Below are 22505 nucleotides of genomic sequence, written 5' to 3'. Positions count from 1 at the left end.
TAGCCTTTTTCAAGGTATCGGTAGATAGAAGCTCTGGATGCCGAAAGTTCATTTGAGGCGATGATGTGGTTGAGGTGTTGTCCTTTTTTGATGGCAGAAGAGACAATTTCGTCCATGCGATAGAATTCTTCCTTGTTTAGGGCAACACCTGTTCTCGACTCTGAGAGCTTAGCTTCATAATCCAGCTGAGCTCTTTTTGCGTAGTAGAACTGTTTCTGGTATCCGCAGTTGCTTCTCTTTTTCGGACAGGCATTACAAACGTAGGGAGCCTTTTTGAGCAGAGGGCAGGTCTCACAATTGGAGGTACTAGAGTTCTCTTTTATCACCCTATTTCTCCGAACTTCTTTTGAGATTGTGGACGGGTCTTTTCCTAGCTTAGTAGCGATAGCCGAGAAGGGCTTAAGTTGTTCAATTCCTATTTGAATATCGTTGCGATCAGAGAGAGTTAAGTGTTTGTTTTTCATTGTCGATTACCAACTTGTCCCATAGTAAGTTCTACCTTATTTCTTTGTCTCATTCTAGTTTCCAGTTTTTAAGACAGACTAGAACTTACTTTGGGAATTTACTCCTCCATTAAATTATCAGAATATTTAATAAAAAGACTTTACAAGTAGGTAAAAAAGAGTATAATAGGGTGTATAAATTTAAGGAGGTAAGGTATGAAGAAGAGCTTCATTCATCAGCAAGAGGAGATTTCTTTCGTTAAAAATACATTCACACAGTATTTGAAAGACAAGCTAGAAATCGTAGAAGTGCAAGGACCGATTTTGAGTCGTGTCGGGGATGGTATGCAGGATAATTTGTCCGGTGTGGAGAATGCGGTTACTGTTAATGTGAAGTTAATTCCAGATGTGACCTATGAAGTGGTTCACTCACTTGCTAAGTGGAAGCGCCATACCTTGGCTCGATTCGGTTTTAATGAGGGAGAAGGGCTCTTTGTTCACATGAAGGCTCTTCGTCCTGACGAGGATTCCTTGGATCCCATTCACTCAGTATACGTGGATCAATGGGACTGGGAGAAGGTTATTCCTGATGGCCGTCGGAATTTAGCTTACTTGAAGGAAACGGTAGAGCAGATTTACAAGGCTATCCGTCTGACCGAATTGGCAGTTGAAGCTCGTTACGACATTGAGTCTGTTTTACCAAAGAAAATCACCTTTATCCACACAGAGGACTTGGTAAAGAACTTCCCAGACTTGACACCAAAAGAGCGTGAGAATGTGGTTGCCAAAGAATACGGTGCAGTTTTCCTAATCGGTATCGGCGGTGAACTGGCAGATGGTAAACCACATGATGGACGTGCACCAGACTATGATGACTGGACAAGCCCATCAGAAGCAGGCTACAAAGGACTCAATGGAGACATCTTGGTTTGGAACGAAGCACTTGGTTCAGCCTTTGAGTTGTCCTCAATGGGGATTCGTGTAGATGAAGAAGCGCTTAAGCGCCAGGTTGCGATTACAGGTGACGAGGACCGTTTGGAATTTGATTGGCATCGGGCTCTTTTGAATGGTCTCTTCCCGCTTTCAATCGGTGGCGGTATCGGTCAATCCCGTCTGGCCATGTTCTTGCTTCGTAAGAAACATATTGGTGAAGTCCAGTCCAGTGTTTGGCCACAAGAAGTGCGCGATAATTTTGAGAACATTTTATAAGAGATTGGCTTCAATCTCTTTTCTTCTGCTTTCAATCTGCTATCTGAAAACATTTACAACAAGATTATCTGTGATTTTTGCGCCAATCTATGATATACTTTTTTAGTTAAATTAAAATATATAGAGGATATTATGACAAAACTTAGAGAAGACATCCGTAACGTAGCCATTATTGCCCACGTTGACCACGGAAAAACAACCCTCGTTGATGAATTATTGAAACAATCCCAAACACTTGATGAGCGTACGCAGTTGGATGAGCGTGCCATGGACTCAAATGACATCGAAAAAGAGCGTGGAATCACTATCCTTGCTAAAAACACTGCCGTAGCTTATAACGGTACTCGTATCAACATCATGGACACACCAGGACACGCGGACTTCGGTGGTGAGGTTGAGCGTATCATGAAAATGGTTGACGGTGTTGTCCTTGTCGTAGATGCCTACGAAGGTACTATGCCGCAGACTCGTTTCGTATTGAAAAAAGCACTTGAACAAAACTTGACACCAATCGTCGTTGTCAACAAGATTGACAAGCCTTCTGCTCGTCCAGAAGAAGTTGTGGATGAAGTACTTGAACTCTTCATCGAATTGGGTGCAGATGATGACCAGTTGGAATTCCCTGTTGTTTACGCGTCAGCTATCAACGGAACTTCTTCCTTGTCTGACAATCCAGATGACCAAGAAGAAACAATGGCACCAATTTTTGATACCATTATCGAGCATATTCCAGCGCCAGTCGATAACTCAGATGAGCCTTTGCAGTTCCAAGTATCCCTTTTGGACTACAACGACTTCGTAGGTCGTATCGGTATCGGTCGTGTCTTCCGTGGAACTGTTAAAGTAGGTGACCAAGTTACCCTTTCTAAGCTAGATGGCACAACGAAAAACTTCCGCGTTACAAAACTCTTTGGTTTCTTCGGTCTTGAGCGTAAAGAAATCCAAGAAGCAAAAGCTGGTGATTTGATTGCCGTTTCTGGTATGGAAGACATCTTCGTTGGTGAAACTGTGACTCCGACAGATGCAGTTGAGGCACTTCCAGTTCTTCGTATCGATGAGCCAACTCTTCAAATGACTTTCTTGGTGAACAACTCACCGTTTGCAGGTCGTGAAGGTAAATGGGTGACATCTCGCAAGATTGAAGAGCGCCTTTTGGCCGAGTTGCAAACAGACGTTTCTCTCCGTGTTGACCCTACTGACTCTCCAGATAAATGGACTGTTTCAGGTCGTGGTGAATTGCACTTGTCTATCTTGATTGAAACCATGCGTCGTGAAGGCTATGAGCTTCAAGTATCACGTCCAGAAGTTATCATCAAGGAAATTGACGGCGTGAAAATGGAGCCATTCGAGCGCGTGCAAATCGATACTCCAGAAGAATACCAAGGTTCTGTTATCCAATCCCTATCTGAGCGTAAGGGTGATATGTTGGATATGGTTGCGACAGGTAATGGTCAAACTCGTCTTGTTTTCCTTGTGCCTGCGCGTGGTTTGATTGGTTATTCAACAGAATTCCTTTCAATGACTCGTGGTTATGGTATCATGAACCATACTTTCGACCAATACTTGCCAGTTGTTCAAGGTGAGATCGGTGGTCGTCACCGTGGTGCCCTTGTTTCTATCGACCAAGGTAAGGCAACGACATACTCTATCATGCGTATTGAAGAGCGTGGTACCATCTTTGTAAACCCAGGTACTGAAGTGTACGAAGGAATGATTATCGGTGAAAACTCGCGTGAAAATGACTTGACAGTTAACATCACAACTGCAAAACAAATGACCAACGTTCGTTCAGCTACCAAAGACCAAACGTCTGTAATTAAGACACCACGTATCTTGACTCTTGAAGAATCACTAGAATTCTTGAACGATGATGAATACATGGAAGTAACGCCAGAATCTATCCGTCTTCGTAAGCAAATCTTGAACAAGGCAGAGCGTGATAAGGCTGCGAAGAAGAAAAAATTAGCGACTGAGGAATAATTTCTAGGAGAAGAAGCATGTTTTATTTAATCCTTGCCATCATGTTAGTACTTTTTTATATTTTTATTGCACCTCGCAATATTAAGGGGACTATGAATTTGATTGCGGCAGTATTTTTACTGGTAGCATTAGTGATTGCCTTGGTACTTGGATTTTTAAGAATCGTGCAATTTCCAAAGGAAATTTGGGTTGGTCTACTAATGATTCTGATTGGTTTTTGGGCGATGCGGGATATTTATCAATTAAATGACGATACAAAATTTTAGCAGAGTCTTTGATTTTTGAATACCGTAATACGATATTACTAAGGAATTTTATCCAGCTTTTTGGACAGTAGTGGCAATCTATTAGCTAAAGAAATTATATTCTGTGATACATCTTGAAGAAGCTCTCGTTATTTATAATAAATGACAAGCGCATTTTCAAGGTGTTTTTATGTAGATAAATTTTAATACTCAATGAAATCCCCAAAATAGCAAGTTTTTAGTACAGTCATTTAAATTAACTCTGATACATCGCCGCTTTCAGCTTGCCGCACTCTACGAAAGTGACTCGTTTCGCATGTCTTATTTCCAACCTAGAACAGCCTCTAGGCTGTTCTAGCTACCTGCACATCGGTTCCTTGTCTGAAAGCTAATTCATTAGACCATACAAGGCAATGAGCTGCCGCCGCCAACTTTTATCAACATCTTAGCAATTTGCGTTTTACAGTCTGAAGCTGATCTCTATAATTGACGGGAGTGGGAAAGACATCCCTACATTAAAGTAATTAAAGACAAATTAAATAACTATATTAGCCATTAACACCTAAATGAGAGGGATTCGTTTTATAAAATATTGCTAACAGTTTTCCCTTAGAAAACTCATATTACTAGACAATAAATGGAAACTATAGTAAAATACCAAGTATTGTTATTAAGTTGCACCTCAATTTAATTGTATAATATTTTGGTAAAAGAGAGGAAACGCAGATGGATGTAAAAGATCTTCGGAAATTAAAGCGAATTGAGTTATATGAGATTATGTTGGCTCAAAGTGAAGAGATTGATTGCTTGAGAAATCAACTTGAGAAGATTAAAACAGAGTTGGCTGATAGAAGAATTATGATTAGTCAATCTGGCTCCATAGCGGAAGCCTCAATGAGACTGACTAATATTTTTGAAGAAGCGCAAAAAGCTGCTGATTTATATCTCTATAATGTGAAAAACAAAATTGGTGATGTTCATGAATAGTTCAAACCTCAGGGGAAAGGAACTTCCAAAAACTTCAGAATTAAAAGAGCTATATCAGCATGAAAGATATAGACATACATTTTGGAGGACAGTGAAAAGTACAGTGTTTATGTTGGTAGTAGTTGCAGCATTTGCAATACTAATCGCTGTATTATTTTTGCCTATTTTGAGAATATACGGAGATTCAATGAAAGGAACCCTGAATAGTGGGGACATCGTTGTATCAGTAAAGAGCAATGATTTTGAAAGCAGTGATGTTGTTGCTTTTTATTACAATAACAATATTCTGGTCAAGCGCGTCATCGCTGAAGCTGGGGATTGGGTAGATATGGATGAAGAAGGCAATGTATATGTGAATAAGAAAAAACTGGACGAGCCATATTTGGCAAATAGGGATTATGGTCATACAGATATTGAGTTTCCCTATCAGGTACCGGAAAATCGAATCTTTGTCATGGGAGATAACCGGAAAGAGTCCATTGATTCGCGAAACAACGCTATTGGTACAGTCTCTAATGAACAGATTGTTGGTAAATTGGTTTTTAGAGTATGGCCTTTGACAGAGATGGGAGTAATTGATTAAAAATGATGAACTTAAAGTTAGATAGTTAAAGCAATTTAGGGGGAGGAACATGCAAAATAATTTTAAGTTTAAAAGATTATCTTTATGGCAGAAAAAATATAGAAAATTTGTTAATTTTGTAGCTGTTGTGGTTGTATTTGTAACAACGTATGCATTGATTTTACCAGCTCTGACACTGGACCAAGATAAGGTAAATCAAACTTCTGGTATAAATACTGGCTTGGAACAGTTACCATCAGACAGTAGTAGTATATTAGAAACGAGCACTGAAGCTGGGATAAAAGCTGTTGTCGAACCACATCAAACGGAAGCTTCTACTCAAGTTGAATCACCGGTATCAGTATCTGCAGACGAGAGTAGTAAGAATATTTTTGACCAAGAACGGATTACCGAACCAACTACAATGGTTTATAGTTCTCATGATTATGAATTGACTGCTGAATTTGATGCTACTGCTCAATTTCCAAAAGGCGTTGAGTTAATTGTTAGAGAATTGGATAGCCAATCAGAAGAATACCAGGCACATTATGAGAAAACGAAGGAGAATCTTGGGGTTAAAAACTTGGTATATGCACGATTCTTTGATATTCATTTTTCTTACCGGGGGCAAGAGGTCGAGCCGGCAGCCCCTGTGAAGATTAAGATTATAAACAAGGAATTGGTTCGACGACCCGATGATAGTAAGCTGAAAATTGTCCACTTTGAAGAGAATAGCCAGATAGAGTTTTTAGAGGCTGAAACGAAGGAAAATGAGCAACAAATTTCCGAGATTAGTTTTGACGCTAGCCATTTTTCTGTTTATGGTGATGTATTAGCAAATTATTATACTGTCAAGTTTACCTATATTGACACAGCGGGTCAAGAACAAATCATTACGAGCTTGATTGATAAGACTGTAGGGACGACACTCGGTAGTTTGCCAGAAGCGCCTTTTAAAAACGGTTATGTATTTTCGCATTGGATTAATAAAGCTACTGGTGAGCGGATTGATGAAAATACGGTGATTACTGGCGACCTGACTGCTGAAGCGGTATTTAATAACATCAATATTTATACTATTGATGTTACATACTTCTACCACAATGTTTCTAAAAACCAAGATATTACGATTGATAAAGAAACCGTACAGCTGGAAGTTAGTGATACTCCGTATCAACTGACACCACCTGCTTCTACGGAGGTGAGCAATAAAGAGGATCCCTCCTTACCAGCAGTGGCTGTTTACTACCCTGAAAAACCCATTCTTGAGTTCACTGGAGATAAGTTAGAAGAACTAGACTTAGCAGATGGAGTAGATGATAATCGCATTTCTGAACGTGTCAAGTTTGTTCCATATAATGCTGAGTATGAAGTTGTTTATAAACTTAAGAATCTGACTGGTTCAGGATATTCTGATATTCAGACAGTTCCTACTCGTGGAGTTCTAGGTTCAACTGTTACGCCACAAATCTTAACATACAGTTATGCTGACTTTGAGCGCGTTGATACTAAAAAAATCGATAGTGCTAGTGGTCAAAAAATGTATGTTTATTATACTCGAAAAAACTTTACACTTTCTTATAATTCCAATGGTGGGAGTAATGTTTCACAACAATCTGGTCTGTATGATAGCCGGATTAAGATTTCGACAACTACCCCAACTAAAGAAGGATATACATTTGAAGGTTGGTATGATAATCCTGACCTGACTGGTAGCAAGATTACGAATTTCCTCACTTTAAAGAAAGATACAACTTTGTATGCGAAGTGGACACCGAATTCAGTTGCTTATACAGTTGTTTATTATAAGCAACAATACGATAATGCTACGGGAACTATTAAGTGGGTTTACGATAGTGCCAAAGAGGCTACGGCAAAAGTAGGTACGACTGTTTCCGCAACAAATGCACCGACTATTCCCACTAATCTGCCTTATCATGAAGTAGATGCTACTGAAAATGCTACCTCAACTGTTGAGATAGCAGCAGATGGCAGTTCAATTTTGCCGGTTTACTATAAGTTAAAGAGATACACCTTTGTGTTCAACTTGAACGGTCCTGCTTATTGGGATACGGGCCGTATCAGAATTAACAATGTGACCTATAATCTTTCGAATTACACTATTCCGAATGTAGTTTTAGGACAAGATATTTCTAGTCTTTGGCCCTCTTCTTCAGAAGAAGTTTATGATGAGTATGGAAATTACTTTTTTGATTACTGGAGAGAGTCACGTTCTAAAACTAAGCGGTTCGAGGTAACACCTGATCTATTGAACTTGGCAAGTGAAAATAATCTAATCTTTCAAACGGCAGTTTGGATAAATTCTGGGACAAGAGCCTCTGTTGAGTACTGGCTACAATCAGCTGATAATCCAAATCTTTATGTCCTGTCGAATAAATACAGCCAGTCCTTTATTCGAACAGGTGGACTGACAGCTAAGGAAATCTTTGGATATACTTATCAGGGAAATTATACTCCTCCTGGTTATCAAGCGTCTCAAACAAGAGGGAATCCCTATGTATATCGCTTTTACTATAACAGAACAAATTACAAGATAGATTATTACTTTAATGGTAGTCGGTTAAGGACAATTGATAGGATTCCGTTCGAGCGTAGTATTGATGATTCTACTCATAATTACATACCAGAACGATCAAACAATGTTGACCCAGACTATACATGGGGTGGTTGGTATACAGATTCGTTATTGACAGAGAAGTATAACTTTAATAAAATGCCTGCCAATAACTTAGTTCTCTATGCTAAGTGGATTGCTCCAAAATTTAAGGTTGCTTTTGATATCAACGGTGGTAATGGAACCGCCCCTGCCGATCAAAGTGTTGAAAAATACAAATACGCTAAGGCCCCTGCTGATCCAACGAGGGAACATTACAATTTTCTTGGTTGGTCTACAGAAGATGGTAAACTCTATAGTTGGAGTGACCAAGTAACCAAAGATGTCAAGTTGACTGCCAAGTGGGAATTGAAACCTTTGACTTATACTGTTCGCTATCTTGAAGCAGGTACAAATACGCAACTGGCTGCTGATAAAGTGATTACGAGCCCAGCGCTTGTATTGAATCAAGCTATCACAGAAAGGGCATTGGGAATTACAGGTTATCGACCAGATAAGAGTAGTCAAACAATTAACCTGAATTTTAGAGGGAACGAAATAACTTTCTACTATACACCGAAGGTAAAAGATGTTGTTTACACCATCAAGTATGTCTTGAAGGATAACCCAGCTATTGAGGTAGCGCCTACAGTTACTCGTAAGGTTGACGGAAGTATCATCCGTGCGAAAGAAGCTGCTGCAGATGTGAATAAACAGCATTTGCAGAGTCAGTCTGGTGTTACTGCTGAAATGCTGGAAATGGATTACTATCCAACTGTAAATACTCAAAGTTTGATTCTAACTTCTAATGATGCAAATAATGTGATTGTTTTTGAATATGTCGGATTCGATACTCAAACCTTTACGGTAAATTATTTGGATATGGATGGTAAGAAAATCGATGGTCAAGAACCATTGGTAGTTTACCGAAAGAAACCAGGTAGTTTCGTGGTAGATCATAAGACTATAAATGGTTATACCTATGATCATTCGTTAGACAGTGAGAATGCAGCTGATAAGACAGTATACCGTGTAAGTAAGGGTGGCCACATAACCATTGATCTCTATTATAAGAAAAACCTAACACTGACCGCATTAGATAAGTCCAAAGTTTATGATGGCACTGCCCTATCAAGTTCGGGTCTATCTGATTTAAAACCTACTTACAGTACAGCATTGAAAGCAGGAGACAATCTGACTGTCATCCGTTACGATGGTAGCCAAACAGATACAGGAGTTAGTGCTACAACGCCTAAAAATGCTAAAATTATTGACGCGACTGGGGCTGATCGAACCAACTTCTATCATATAACCTATCAGCCCGCTAATCTGACTGTTGAGCAACAACCAGTTGTTATAGTGATTAAAGGTGAGAAGAAGTCGAAGGTCTATGATGGCGAGACAGCAACTATAGGATATAAAGTCACCGAAATCCAAGATACTAGCGGTCTCTATAAAGAATCTGACATCAGCTTTAATGGCGCAAGCGCCGAACAGACAGTTAAGAAAAAGGATGCTGGCATTTACCCACTATCTTTGCAAAATAGATTCTCTAATAGTAATCAAAATTTCAAGGTTGATTTCTTGATTTCTGATGGGGAATTAAGAATAGATAGACGGCAACTGACCATAACATCTGACTCCGCTAGCAAGGCTTATGACGGTAGCGAGCTTCGTGCTGACAATATCACAGTCTCTGTACCTGCTGGTGTTGACTACACAGGTTTTGTCGATGGCGAAGGGATTATACCAACCTTCCTAGGCGGTCCAATCGATTCTGGAATGATGCCAAATTTCTTTGAATATGCTCCAAAATCTGGCACGAATTTAGCTAATTATGAGTTAGATATCCAGTTTGGCCAGCTCAAGGTCAAAGAAGTCATCAAGATTCAGAAAACAGACCTGGCCTGGCAGGCCCTTTCAGGTGGTAAGTTTGAATTGAGCAAATGGGATGGTTTGAACTGGGTTCAGGTAGATGGGGCGCAGGAATTTGCCATAACCAGCAATGATGGTATTCGGATACCAGTAGGCTTGGAAGCTGGTCGCTACCGTCTGCAAGAATTGGCAGCACCTGATGGTTTTATCGTCTTGGATAGCTATATCTACTTCAGCATCAAGGAAATCTTTAACGAAGATAAGACATATTCCTTCTACACAGTTTCCTTGTCTGATGAAGCAGGCAAGGATGCTAGTCCGGAACGAGCAACGCTTACCAAGGTTAGTGGTGATGCCAGTCATCGCATCCAAGTGGCCAATGAGCAAGGCAAAGCCTTGCCAAGCACAGGCGGAGATGGACAGAAGTGGTTTATTCTTTCTGGCCTTGTCCTCATAGCCATCTCCTATCTGATGCATCTGTTTGTTCAATGTCGAAGGTAAAGGAGATAGTGACAATCTCCAAATCCCTTAGTAGTAAATCGTCTCAGCTTTCTAAGTAACGTCCAGTTTCTTAGACCTAATCCAAATAAATAAAAGAAGGAATATTATGAAAAAATTACAACAATTCTTTACATCCCTTGTGGCAGTACTGACAGTCTTCGCTTTTGGTTCCACGGCCTTGGCGCAAACTGTTGATAGCGGAAAAAGTGGAGCAGGCACTATTACTGTCTCTAACGCTTCACAAGGTCAAACTTACACTGCCTATAAACTCTTTGATGCAACTGTAACCACAGATGGTTCTGGTATCTCATACAAACTTCCTGCTGGTAAAACTGCAACGAACTTTGGTGGTGATACTTGGTTCGAAGTGGACAGCAAAGGAAATGTAACTGCAAAAGCAGGAGCGGATCTGACATCTGCAGAATTTAAAGGATGGGCAGTTGCTAATGGCGAGAAGATTGTGTCTGCACAAGCTGAGGACAATACTCTTGTCTTTACTAACGTACCTTATGGTTATTACTATATTGAATCCTCACTAGGTTCCATCATCACAGTTGATAGCACCAAACCGAATGTAACAGTTATTGATAAAAATACCACCAAACCAACCATTCCAGATCCAAATGATGGTGGTGGTAAGAAAATCCTTAGCAATGGTGCTACAACTAGTGAAACAACTGCAAAGATTGGTGATACAGTTAACTTCCAAATTAAGTTTAATGCGACAAACTATCTGACCAAAGACAGACAAACTACGCAAATTGTTTCTTATACAATTACAGATACACCAACAGCCCTCGCAATTAATCAAAATTCTGTTAACGTTAAAGTGGATGGTGTGGATATCACAGCAAAAATTTCGAAGACTTTTGATGCAACAGGCAAAATGAATCTTGTCCTTACATGGGCGGATGCGGCAGCCAATAATAAAACCATCTATAACTCTCCAGTTGAAGTTATTATCACCTACTCAGCAGTGGTGACTAAAGATGCCAAGGAGGGAGAAGCAACCAACTCAGCGACTATTGGTTACAATACAATTGATAATCCAGCAACTCCTCCAACACCAGTTGATCCAGACAAGCCAACTGAAACAACAAAAGTAACCACTCACCGTTTCACTTTGAAGAAAACAAACGAAGCAAAAGCTACTCTGACTGGAGCAGAATTTAAGCTTTATGATGCAGTCAATAATGGAACTGAAATCAAGGTTGTCAAGGAATCTGACGGAGTATATCGTGTTGCGCAGGCTGATGAGCAAGGCGTTGCGATTGAAGCTGGCGAAGTTGTGATTAAAGGTCTGAAACATAGCACGACCTATTATCTTGAAGAAGTGAAAGCACCGAATGGTTATAATATTTTGACAGAGCGTCAAGCCATCGAAGTTACGAAAGATAACACAGCTCAAGCAAATATCGTCAATAAAAAGGGTGGTGTCTTGCCAAGCACTGGTGCGATTGGAACAACTTTATTCTATCTAGTTGGTTCAATTCTACTTTTGGTAGCATTGGTTTATACTATTTCAAAACGTCGTATGAACAATATCTAATTGTCCATACAATACCTAATATTTAGAATCTATCTTCGGAAGTGCAAAAGCAAGAGTGGAAGTATTTCCGAAGATATTTCTTTGGTCTTAACATAAGGAAAGGAGGGGATTTCATGATCAAATGGCTCAAAAAGAAAGTTCCGTCTTTTATCATGCCATTAATTTTTATATTGGGGATTGGACTATTGGCTTATCCATCGGTCAGTGATTATTGGAATTCCTTCCACCAATCAGAGGCCATTATGTCCTATTCTGACACAGTATCAGATATGACAGAGGATCAATACAAAGAAATCATTGATAGTGCGCGCCAGTATAATCAAGAAAACCCCTTAAACTGGAATGTGACTGCATCTGACATTGAAGCCTATAATCAGGAATTGAATTTCAATAAAGATGGCATCATGGGCTATATTGAGATTCCTAAAATTGATGTCAAGTTATCTATATTTCATGGGACAGACGAAACGGTTTTAGAGACTTCTATTGGACATCTAGAAGGAACATCGTTGCCTGTAGGAGGTTTGGGAACTCATAGTGTGCTTTCAGGGCATCGTGGGCTCCCATCTGCCCGTCTGTTTTCTGATTTAGATAAGTTGAGAGAAGGCGATATATTTACCATTCACGTTCTCAATGAAACACTAACTTATAAAGTGGACCAGATTCGAGTGGTTGAGCCATCAGATTTATCGGCTCTTACCATAGAACCTCAGAAAGACTTATTGACTTTGGTAACCTGTACACCCTACGGTATTAATACACATAGGCTATTAGTTCGTGGCTATCGTATTGAAAATGTTAATGGTAGTGCTTTGGTTACCTCTGATGCTATCCAAATTAAAGCAATTTTTATTGCTCCATTTATCGCAACTCCAATTCTATTTGTAATCTTAATTTATATTTTTATAACAACTAGTAAAACATTTCGTTCTTGGAATAGGAATCAAGTGTTGGATGATTTTTTAGTTCCCAAGAAATTTTGAACTATTGAAAATGTTTCAAAGTCGATTTGACTCTGGAACATTTTTCTATTATAGACATTAGACAATATGGCTGAATGAGGTAATTGTTTAACTTCTAACCTCCTGTCAACTCAAATCAATTGCCTAGACCGACGATTGAAACGACTTCTTTCTAGTAACGGACCACGAGAAAAGAGGTGGCAGATGTTGTAGAAATGGCGTTGAGATGTCATACCTAGTTCAGCTTGTAACAAAAGCAAGACAAGGAGCGATTCATCTGAAACTTTGGCTAAGCCAACATTTCGCCGATATTTGAAGGGTAGAAGTGATGACAAATTTGTGATAATTGGCGTACATTCCATTGCAAATGATGAGATTTAGCGGTATACTGTAAGTGGCTCATTTGGACTACCCCTCTGTATGTTTCGTCGCTTACAGTGTAGTCCATTTGGGCTTTTTATTGTATTTTGAAATGAACTAGCACCACGGGTAGAGTTTACTTTTCTGTCCTCTGGCTTGAAAAAGGTCTTCGTAAAGGGTAAAATAAGGTGTTAGAAAGTAAAGGTATTTGAGATGAAGATGATTGATATTGTAAAAAATAAGAAAGTGTTAGTGCTAGGTTTAGCTAAATCAGGGGAATCTGCAGCCCGTCTCCTAGATAAATTGGGTGCTATCGTCACTGTTAACGATGGAAAGCCTTTTGAAGAAAATCCGACTGCTCAATCTTTGTTGGAAGATGGTATTCGTGTTATTTGCGGGAACCATCCCTTGGAATTATTGGATGAAGATTTCGCTTTGATGGTAAAAAATCCAGGAATTCGCTATGATAATCCTATGGTTGAAAAAGCAATTGGAAAAGGAATTCCAGTATGGACAGAGGTTGAATTGGCCTACTTGGTATCAGATGCTCCAATCGTGGGGATTACAGGTTCGAATGGCAAGACAACGACAACGACCATGATTGCAGAAGTCTTGAATGCTGGAAATAAACCTGCAAAATTATGTGGAAATATTGGTTATCCAGCATCTTCGGTCGCTCAAACTGCGACTGCAGAGGATACCTTGGTGATGGAATTATCATCTTTCCAGTTAATGGGGACAGAATCTTTCCATCCGCATATCGCCGTTGTGACCAACCTCATTGCCAGTCATATTGATTATCACGGGACTTTTGAAGACTACGTAGCAGCTAAATGGATGATTCAGCGTCAGATGACGGCTGAGGATTTTGTGGTAATCAACTTCAACCAGAAAGAGGCTAAGGAATTGGCTGGACAGACCAAGGCAATGGTTGTTCCATTTTCAACACAGGAAGTAGTTGATGGAGCTTATTTGGCAGATGGAAAACTCTATTTCAAGGGTGAATACATCATGGATGCTGACCAAATTGGTGTTCCAGGTTCACACAATGTTGAAAATGCCTTGGCAACAATTGTGGTTGCAAAATTGTTGGGAGTAGATCAGCAAGCGATTCAGGAAAGTTTGTCTGCCTTTGGAGGTGTCAAACACCGCTTGCAATTTGTAGGTGAAATCAACGGGGTTTCCTTCTACAATGATAGTAAGTCTACCAATATCTTAGCGACTCAAAAAGCTCTTTCAGGGTTTGACAATAGCAAGGTCATTTTGATTGCAGGTGGCTTGGACCGTGGTAATGAATTTGATGAATTAGTCCCTGATTTGGTCGGACTAAAGAAAATGGTGATCCTTGGTCAATCAGCTCCCCGTGTTCAACGTGCTGCAGATAAGGCAGAAGTGGAAACGATAGAAGCTCTCGATATTGCGGATGCGACTAGAAAAGCCTTTGCCATTGCGGAAAAAGGAGATATTGTCCTTTTAAGTCCAGCCAATGCAAGCTGGGATATGTATGCCAATTTTGAAGTGCGTGGCGATGTCTTCTTACAGACCTTTGAGGAGTTGAAATAATCATGAAAAAAATTGTTTTTACAGGCGGAGGGACTGTTGGGCACGTGACGCTCAATCTCCTTTTGATTCCGCGATTTTTGGAAGAAGGCTGGGAAGTCCACTATATTGGTGATGGGAACGGTATTGAGCATGAGCAGGTTGTGAAATCAGGTTTAGATGTCCATTTTCATTCTATTTCGACTGGGAAATTACGCCGTTATTTCTCTTTCCAAAATATGTTGGACGTGTTTAAAGTTGGTTTTGGTGTTCTTCAATCCTTGGCCATTATTGCTAAAATTCGTCCGCAAGCTCTTTTTTCAAAAGGTGGGTTTGTATCGGTTCCACCAGTTATTGCTGCTAATTTGCTGCGGGTTCCGGTCTTTATCCATGAATCAGACTTAACAATGGGACTGGCCAATAAAATAGCCTATAAATTTGCGACAACCATGTATAGTACTTTTGAGCAACCTGCCAGCTTGACTAAAGTAAAACATGTTGGTGCGGTTACAAAAGTGGGGCAAACGAATGACAAAGTTACACCAATTCAGTTGCCAGAAATTCTCAGTCACTTCGATAAAAGTCTGCCGACCTTACTGTTTGTAGGTGGTTCGGGCGGTGCTAAGGTCTTTAATGATTTAATCAGTCAGAATAGTGCTGCTCTGACCGAACGATTCAATATTATCAACTTGACAGGGGACAGTAGTCTCAACCAATTAGATAAAAACCTATATAGAGTTGACTATGTGACAGAACTTTATCAACCGTTGATGGATTTAGCGGATGTCGTTATTACCCGTGGTGGTTCCAATACTCTGTTTGAGTTGATTGCCATGCAACAACTCCATTTGATTGTGCCACTAGGACGGCAGGCCAGTCGAGGGGATCAAATTGAAAATGCTCTCTATGCAGAGAAAAAGGGATATTCTAAGCAGATTGATGAAAGTCAATTGACATTTGCCAGCCTGTTAGTAGAAGTCGATGAGCTATTGAAAAATAAGGAATTTTATATCCAAAACATGGCAAATTCTAATGAAATTCAGTCAGTAGATAGTTTTTACAATTTGCTTAGAGAAGATATGGGAAGGTAGGTTCTATGACAGAAAAAGATTCAAATGTAGAAGAATCAGTGCTAGAAGTGGAACAGGCATCCCAAGTAGAATTGGATTCAGAACAAATTTCACCAGCAGAGAAAGAATCTGTATTAGCCGAAGAAAAAGGACTTTCTACGGATGTAGACATACCTGAGATGACTGCTCCGGATGATGAAAAAAGTGCCTTTTTCGAACAATGGAAAGCACGCCATCAAGCCTACCTTGCTCATAAAGATGAGGCAGATGCTCAGGCAGTTGACGAAGGGCAGGCGGAACAGAAGAGCCCAAAAGCTAAAAAGAGTAAAAGGGTCCTTTTTCAGGGAATAGAAAGAAAAACAGAGAGTCTGGAATCTAAAAAGGAAACAGGGGAAAAGGTTCAAACTTTAAAAGTTGATATTCCTTCCAAAGTAGTCTGGAAAGCTATTCCGGTTCTTGTGACGAGTTTGTTACTGGCAGCGTCGGCTCTGTATTTTATTTCTCCAACCAGCAAGAAAAAACAGATAGAGGTCGTTGGAAATGAGCGACTGACTGCTGAACAGGTGGAAAATTATAGTCTGATTTCTCCAGATGATTACATTGTAACCATAGCTTTGCATGCAGATGCTTACGCAAAGAATATTAAGAAGAATAGTTCGTCCGTTGAGACAGCAACAATCAAGTTCCAGTTTCCGGCTACCTTTACCATTCACATCAAAGAATACGCTATAATAGGCTACATTCAGCAACAAAACCAGTGGTATCCGGTATTGTCTAGTGGAGAGATTGGCGGTGAACCGATTTCACAGGATTCCTTGCCAGAAGGCTATACAACAATCAATTTATCCGACAAGGAATTAATCAAGGAACTAGCCATTGAATTGGGGAAAATAGATGCAGGAATTCGTTCTGCTATTCAGACAATAAATTTAACGCCGAGTAAAGTGACCGCGGATTTGTTGACATTCAATATGAGAGATGGAAATACTGTATTAATCCCGTTGGGTGAGATTAGCCAGAAGATGTCTTACTATACAAAAATAGCAGCAGAAGTGACTGTTCCAACAACAATTGATATGGAAGTTGGTATTTATAGGTATGCAAGCTGAAATAGATAATTTTGTAAAGAAAAAGGTAAATTCTCAAAGTAAGTTCTAGTTCCCGTCCTTCCAGAAGTTACTTTGAGAAAACTGCATAACACCAACAGAATTTAGTCTCAGACTAAGTTCTGTTTTTGCCTAAAGCTGCAGATTCAAGGAATTTTTAGGGTTGAAAATGTTGAAAAAAAGAGTACACTAAAGTTACTGGCTCTGAGACGTCTCAAAGTAAGTTCTAGCTATTTGGAATTTTGGCTGGGACAAGTTCCTTTCTATTTTGAAATTATTTTTATGATAAAAACGAGCGATTACTTATCTAATAATCGAGGTGATTGGATGACGTTCTCAGGGTCAATTTTAGAGATTCCCAAAAGTGTTGCCAATTCTTCACCGTAGGTAAACGTAAAGAGTTCATAAGCCGATTTTCCGTTGAAAGCAGCTCGTTTGACGCTGTTGACATGCGAACAAACCAGGTTGATGTCCTCCTGTGTCAAGTTGTCAAACGAACTTCCTTTAGGAAGAATGTCTCTGATAAGTGTGTGGTTTTTCTCAATTCTCCCTTTCTGGTCAGAACGATTTGGGTCACAGAAGAATAGCTTAGACTCTCCGCGAACATCCATTTCGATATCGTCTACTCTAGCGAACTCACCACCATTGTCGGTCAGAATGACAGGAAATAGTTCGCAGAAGCTCATCTCTTTCTGGTGCAGGTCATTCTTGATAGCGTAGAGGTGTTTAGCGACCTCATTAGCTGTTTTATTATCCAGTAATCGAGCGAATATAAAGTTGCAGTAGGAGAGATTAAAGGTGAGAAGCAGCTTTCCGCCGATACGTCCAGTAACGGTGTCCATTTCCAGCCAATAGCTGATGCCTTCTTTTGTGAGAAAGCGTTGGAAGTCCTCGTAGGATCGTCCTTCTCTGGCAGATTTAGGAATGGGTTGTAGTTTTCTGGTTCTCCGTTTTCTGAATTTCACGACACGTGGGAAATCAATGGGTTTTGTGGAAAGATAGCCTTTTTCAAGGGATCGGTAGATAGAAGCTCTGGATGCCGCCAGTTCGTTTGAGGCGATGATGTGGTTGAGGTGTTGTCCTTTTTTGATGGCAGAAGAGACAATCTCGTCCATGCGATAGAATTCTTCCTTGTTTAGGGCAACACCTGTTCTCGACTCTGAGAGCTTAGCTTCATAATCAAGCTGAGCTCTTTTTGCGTAGTAGAACTGTTTCTGGTATCCTCAGTTGCTTCTCTTTTTCGGACAGGCATTACAAACGTAGGGAGCCTTTTTGAGTAGAGGGCAGGTTTCACAATTAGATGTCACAGAATTTTCTTTAACCACTCTATTTCTCCGAACTTCTTTTGAGATTGTGGACGAATCTTTTCCTAGCTTAACAGCGATAGCCGAGAAGGGCTTAAGTTGTTCAATTCCTATTTGAATATCATTGCGATCAGAGAGAGTTAAGTGTTTGTTTTTCATTGTCGGTTACCAACTTGTCCCATAGTAAGTTCTACCTTATTTCTTTGTCTCATTCCAGTTTCCAGTTTTTAAGACAGACTAGAACTTACTTTGGGAATTTACTGGTAAAATTCGACTAAAAATAAATACCATTTTATATAGACAAACAAAATACAATATGTTATGATACATTTATGAAAGACGTTGAAAAGAAAAATGAAAATAATTCACTTTTCTTTAAGGAAACGCTTTCATTTTTTTATACTCTATGCTATAATACATGTATCATATATATTAAGGAGTGGTTAGATGGCTCAAAATAAAATGTTAGCTATGATTCTTGCTGGTGGACGTGGAACACGTCTAGAAGGGTTGACAAAAAAAGTCGCCAAACCAGCGGTCGCATTTGGCGGAAAGTACCGCATTATTGACTTTCCTCTCAGTAACTGTGCCAACTCAGGTATTGATATTGTCGGAGTTTTGACTCAGTATGAGCCTGTTCTCTTGAACTCATACGTTGCTCAATCTCAACGTTGGGGGCTTGATGTACAAGGATCTGGTGTCTTTGTATTGCCACCGAGTGAAAAAATCGAAGGTTTCGGACTTTACAAAGGTACAGCCGACGCTATTACACAGAACATCGATTTCATTGATCTTCACGATCCAGAGTACGTATTGATTTTGTCTGGTGACCACATCTATAAGATGAACTACGACAAACTCCTTGATACACATATTCAGAAAAAAGCAGATGCCACGATTGCGGTTATCGAAGTTCCAATCAAAGAAGCTTCACGTTTTGGTATCATGAATACGGACGAAGATTACCGTATTGAAGAATTTGAAGAAAAACCAGAAAATCCTAAGAGCAATTTGGCATCAATGGGTATCTATATCTTCACTTGGAAGACCTTGAAAAAGTACCTTCAAGAAGATGACAAATTGGACACTTCATCTCACGATTTTGGGCATGACATCATTCCGAAATACTTAGAAGATGGCCGCACTCTCATTGCCCATCCATTCCGTGGTTATTGGAAAGACGTAGGTACCGTTAACAGCCTCTGGGAATCCAATATGGACTTGATTGATCACGCTGGAGATTTGGACCTTTCTGATCGCTCATGGAGAATCTATTCAGAGGATAAGGGATCTCCTGCCCAAGTCATTGGTGCGACTGCAACTGTTAAATCTGCCTATATTGATAAAGGAGCAGTTATTGATGGTACAGTAGTACATTCTGTTATTTCAACAGATGTACAGGTCAACCAAGATGCCGTCGTAAAAAATTCTGTCGTCCTGCCTGGTGCTATTATCGGCGAAGGTGTTGAGCTTGACTACGTCATCGTCGCTGAAAATATTAAAATTGCTGACGGAGTTAAACTCACAGGAGACATCGACCATATCCTCTTGATCGACAAGAATGTAACCAAGTAAGAAAGGACTGCTATGCTAAGAAATACTCTCGGAATTGTAAATATTGAAGGAAACAACGTACATTTTGGTGATGTGATGAAGCACCGTGGCGTACAAGCTTTCGGTTTCTTAGGTCGTTATCGCCTAATTGACTTTGCTCTATCCAATATGTCAAACTCTGGAATTACAGAATTCCAAGTGTACATGCCTGCCGAAATGCGTTCAACAATTCAGCACGTTGGTACAGGAAAACACTATAATATCAACAGTAAACGCGGTACCCTTCGCTTGCTCAATAGCGCAACAGACCCAAATAGTGTCTATCGTCACGATATTAATGCTTTCACAGAAAACATCCACTACATCGAAAATTCTACAAAAGATTATGTACTAGTTGCTCCATCTTACTTCATCTATAGCCAGGATTTTTCAAAAGTCATGGATGACCATATCGCAACGGATGCTGATATTACCGTTCTTTATAAAAACGTTTCAGATGCTAAAGAAAATTTCATCGGCTGCCAAACTCTCAAATTTGGTGAAGACCATCGTGTCGTAGCTTTTGAGGAAAACCATGGTAAATATAAAAACCGTCCCGTTTCCCTTGAAGCCTACATTATGAAACGGACTACATTTATCGACTTGATTAAACGTGCTAACAAAGTGTCATCTCTCTACTGGTTAAAAGATATTTTACGTGATACAGTTGACCAGTACAAGATTATGGGCTATGCACATCGTGATTATGTCGCATGTATCAATACGACTGCTTCCTACTTCAATACTCAAATTGAATTGATCGACCAAGATACCCGCAAACTCCTCTTCAAACATGATTGGCCAATCCATACCCAAACAAGTGATAGCTCACCATGTTTGTATGGTCCATTGGCAGAGGTCAAACGTAGCCTAATTTCAAACGGGGCGAACATCAATGGTCAAGTCGAAAATTCAGTCATTGACCGCGATGTTATCATCGAAGAAGGCGTTGTTATCAAAAACTCAATCATTCTCAATGGCGTGACAATCAAGAGTGGGGCGAATATTGAAAATGCAATTATCGATAAAGCAACTAAAATTATTCACCCAATTGACATCAAGGGAAGCGAAACTTCGCCTTCATACTTGAAACCACACCAAATCATTTAGGAGCTAACATGACAAAAAAATCTGTTCTCTTTGTAGCATCCGAGGGACTTCCATTCATCAAGACTGGCGGATTGGCTGATGTTATTGGCTCTTTACCAAAAGAATTGGTAAAACAGGGTTTAGATGTCCGAGTCGTTCTACCACTCTACAAAAAAATTGCAGTAAACAATCACTCTGATTTCGATTACGTATCAAGTTTTGATGTGCGGGCTGGCGACATCCAATCTATGGCAAATGTTTACAGTCAGGTTGTTGATGGAGTAACATTCTATTTTATTGAGCACCGCGATTTCTTTGAACGCGATGAACTATATGGATACGACGATGATGCCATGCGTTTTGGCTATTTCCAACATGCTACATGTCGTCTGTTAGAAGCACTTCATTTCTTCCCGGATGTCATGCACACACATGACTGGCACACTGCTGCCCTTCCATTCCTTTGCCGTACTTTCTATAGCTACCGCGAAGAATTCCGTAATATCAAGCATGTATTCACTATTCATAACTTGGCTTTTCAAGGTATTTTCCACAAACAAGCACTTTGGTCAGCGCTTGGCATGGACTATAGCTACTATTTGGATGGTATTGCACGTTTTCATGATGAATGTATCAGCTTCATGAAGCTTGGTATCCTATACGCTGACAAGGTTACTACAGTTTCTGAAACTTATGCTCGCGAAATCCTAACGGAAGAATTCGGTGAAAACATGCAACATGTATTAGAGTTGCGCAAATATGACTTGGTTGGTATTGTCAATGGTATCGACTATGACAGTTGGGATAGTCAAACAGACCAGTACCTTGTGAGAAATTATAGTCTTGAAACGATTGAAAGTAAAAAGGCTAATAAACTGGCCCTGCAAGCACAATTTGCCCTTCCCCAAGATGAGAATGTCCTATTGATAGGTATCGTCTCTCGTTTGACATGGCAAAAAGGGTTCTACCTCTTGACCGAGGTACTTGGCCATCTTCTTCAAGCCCATGTCCAATTTGTTATCTTAGGAAATGGTGAGGAAGACATTGAAAATGCCTTTAATCACTTTAAACATGCTTATCCTGATAAATTTGCATTCTACCGTGGTTACAATGAACCACTTGCCCACCAAATTTATGCAGCAAGTGATCTCTTCCTCATGCCTTCTATGTTTGAACCATGCGGCATTAGCCAGTTGATTTCAATGCACTACGGAACACTCCCTCTAGTGCGTGAAACAGGTGGCTTGGTTGATACTGTAGCACCATACAATATGTCTACCAAGGAAGGAACTGGTTTTAGCTTTGGAGGGCGTGACGCTTACAATATGCGACAAGTCTATGATTTAGCCCTTCAAACCTACTATGACCGTCCCGATGACTGGTATGCCATGGTTGAACAAGCTATGAAGCGTGATTTTAGTTGGACAGCTTCGGCAGAGAAATACATCTGGCTCTACCGTGAAATTAGTGGTTAGGAAATAAGATGAAAAAATATACTGAATCGGAGTGGGACCCTA

General features: G+C 40.0%; 15 protein-coding genes and 2 pseudogenes. 14 read left to right on the top strand and 3 right to left on the bottom strand.

From position 1 onward, the window contains the following. Positions 1 to 464: helix-turn-helix domain-containing protein (locus ODU50_RS06290; protein ID WP_398581362.1), on the bottom strand; the 464-nt coding region annotated here is incomplete at its 3' end. Between the two features lie 195 nt (positions 465 to 659). On the opposite strand from ODU50_RS06290, the gene asnA reads away from it, so the two are divergent. From asnA to ODU50_RS06250, 8 genes are all read left to right on the top strand, one after another. Further along, positions 660 to 1652, top strand: a complete 993-nt coding sequence (asnA, locus tag ODU50_RS06285; protein WP_105152840.1) for an aspartate--ammonia ligase — start codon at positions 660 to 662, stop codon at positions 1650 to 1652. A gap of 132 nt (positions 1653 to 1784) precedes the next feature. Continuing rightward, the gene (gene typA / locus ODU50_RS06280; RefSeq protein ID WP_024388233.1) at positions 1785 to 3632 is read left to right on the top strand and encodes a translational GTPase TypA; all 1848 of its coding nucleotides are present in this window, start codon (positions 1785 to 1787) and stop codon (positions 3630 to 3632) included. A gap of 17 nt (positions 3633 to 3649) precedes the next feature. Then, positions 3650 to 3898 carry a DUF3165 family protein gene (locus ODU50_RS06275; RefSeq protein WP_105105551.1) on the top strand — a complete coding sequence of 83 codons (249 nt, stop codon included), beginning with the start codon at positions 3650 to 3652 and terminating at the stop codon, positions 3896 to 3898. 705 nt (positions 3899 to 4603) lie between these two features. Continuing rightward, complete coding sequence (locus ODU50_RS06270; protein WP_024412663.1) at positions 4604 to 4864, top strand: DNA repair protein; 261 nt, start codon at positions 4604 to 4606, stop codon at positions 4862 to 4864. Continuing rightward, positions 4857 to 5447, top strand: coding sequence for a signal peptidase I (gene lepB / locus ODU50_RS06265; protein ID WP_136670715.1), 591 nt, complete (start codon positions 4857 to 4859; stop codon positions 5445 to 5447). The genes ODU50_RS06270 and lepB overlap by 8 nt, the downstream gene beginning before the upstream one ends. A gap of 49 nt (positions 5448 to 5496) precedes the next feature. Continuing rightward, positions 5497 to 10416: an InlB B-repeat-containing protein gene (locus tag ODU50_RS06260; protein WP_275576613.1), complete on the top strand. Its 4920-nt coding sequence runs from the start codon at positions 5497 to 5499 to the stop codon at positions 10414 to 10416. 106 nt (positions 10417 to 10522) lie between these two features. After that, positions 10523 to 11965 carry a SpaH/EbpB family LPXTG-anchored major pilin gene (locus ODU50_RS06255; RefSeq protein WP_105152841.1) on the top strand — a complete coding sequence of 481 codons (1443 nt, stop codon included), beginning with the start codon at positions 10523 to 10525 and terminating at the stop codon, positions 11963 to 11965. 113 nt (positions 11966 to 12078) lie between these two features. Beyond that, on the top strand, positions 12079 to 12948 hold the full coding sequence (locus ODU50_RS06250) for a class C sortase (RefSeq protein ID WP_105152842.1): 870 nt from the start codon (positions 12079 to 12081) through the stop codon (positions 12946 to 12948). Positions 12949 to 13061: 113 nt separating this feature from the next. Here ODU50_RS06250 and ODU50_RS06245 read toward each other — a convergent pair. Then, positions 13062 to 13330: pseudogene (locus ODU50_RS06245) on the bottom strand (IS982 family transposase); the annotation flags it as partial. A 170-nt stretch (positions 13331 to 13500) separates the two neighbouring features. Between ODU50_RS06245 and murD the strand changes: the two are divergent. The 3 genes from murD to ODU50_RS06230 are packed head-to-tail and all read left to right on the top strand — an operon-like array spanning position 13501 to position 17005. Next, positions 13501 to 14850 carry a UDP-N-acetylmuramoyl-L-alanine--D-glutamate ligase gene (gene murD, locus ODU50_RS06240; RefSeq protein WP_105152843.1) on the top strand — a complete coding sequence of 450 codons (1350 nt, stop codon included), beginning with the start codon at positions 13501 to 13503 and terminating at the stop codon, positions 14848 to 14850. Positions 14851 to 14852: 2 nt separating this feature from the next. Then, positions 14853 to 15917 carry a UDP-N-acetylglucosamine--N-acetylmuramyl-(pentapeptide) pyrophosphoryl-undecaprenol N-acetylglucosamine transferase gene (locus ODU50_RS06235; protein ID WP_032500041.1) on the top strand — a complete coding sequence of 355 codons (1065 nt, stop codon included), beginning with the start codon at positions 14853 to 14855 and terminating at the stop codon, positions 15915 to 15917. A 5-nt stretch (positions 15918 to 15922) separates the two neighbouring features. Then, positions 15923 to 17005 (top strand): cell division protein FtsQ/DivIB, encoded by a 1083-nt coding sequence (locus ODU50_RS06230; protein ID WP_105152844.1) that lies wholly within the window; start codon positions 15923 to 15925, stop codon positions 17003 to 17005. Positions 17006 to 17301: 296 nt separating this feature from the next. Here the strand turns inward: ODU50_RS06230 and ODU50_RS06225 are convergent. Then, a pseudogene (locus ODU50_RS06225) lies at positions 17302 to 18465 on the bottom strand (IS30 family transposase). Positions 18466 to 18753: 288 nt separating this feature from the next. Here ODU50_RS06225 and ODU50_RS06220 point away from each other — a divergent pair. Genes ODU50_RS06220 through glgA form a run of 3 tightly spaced genes read left to right on the top strand, consistent with a single transcriptional unit; the run spans position 18754 to position 22463 of the window. Further along, positions 18754 to 19881 (top strand): glucose-1-phosphate adenylyltransferase, encoded by a 1128-nt coding sequence (locus ODU50_RS06220; protein WP_105178540.1) that lies wholly within the window; start codon positions 18754 to 18756, stop codon positions 19879 to 19881. 12 nt (positions 19882 to 19893) lie between these two features. Then, complete coding sequence (gene glgD, locus ODU50_RS06215; protein WP_009909890.1) at positions 19894 to 21009, top strand: glucose-1-phosphate adenylyltransferase subunit GlgD; 1116 nt, start codon at positions 19894 to 19896, stop codon at positions 21007 to 21009. A gap of 8 nt (positions 21010 to 21017) precedes the next feature. Beyond that, the gene (glgA, locus tag ODU50_RS06210; protein ID WP_009909891.1) at positions 21018 to 22463 is read left to right on the top strand and encodes a glycogen synthase GlgA; all 1446 of its coding nucleotides are present in this window, start codon (positions 21018 to 21020) and stop codon (positions 22461 to 22463) included. Positions 22464 to 22505 lie beyond the last annotated feature (42 nt).

This window comes from Streptococcus sp. 2020WUSS084 (assembly GCF_044427445.1).
Classification (GTDB): Bacteria; Bacillota; Bacilli; order Lactobacillales; family Streptococcaceae; genus Streptococcus; species Streptococcus suis.
Note: the sequence above shows the minus strand (reverse complement) of the source record. Positions and strands in the feature narration are given on the sequence as shown.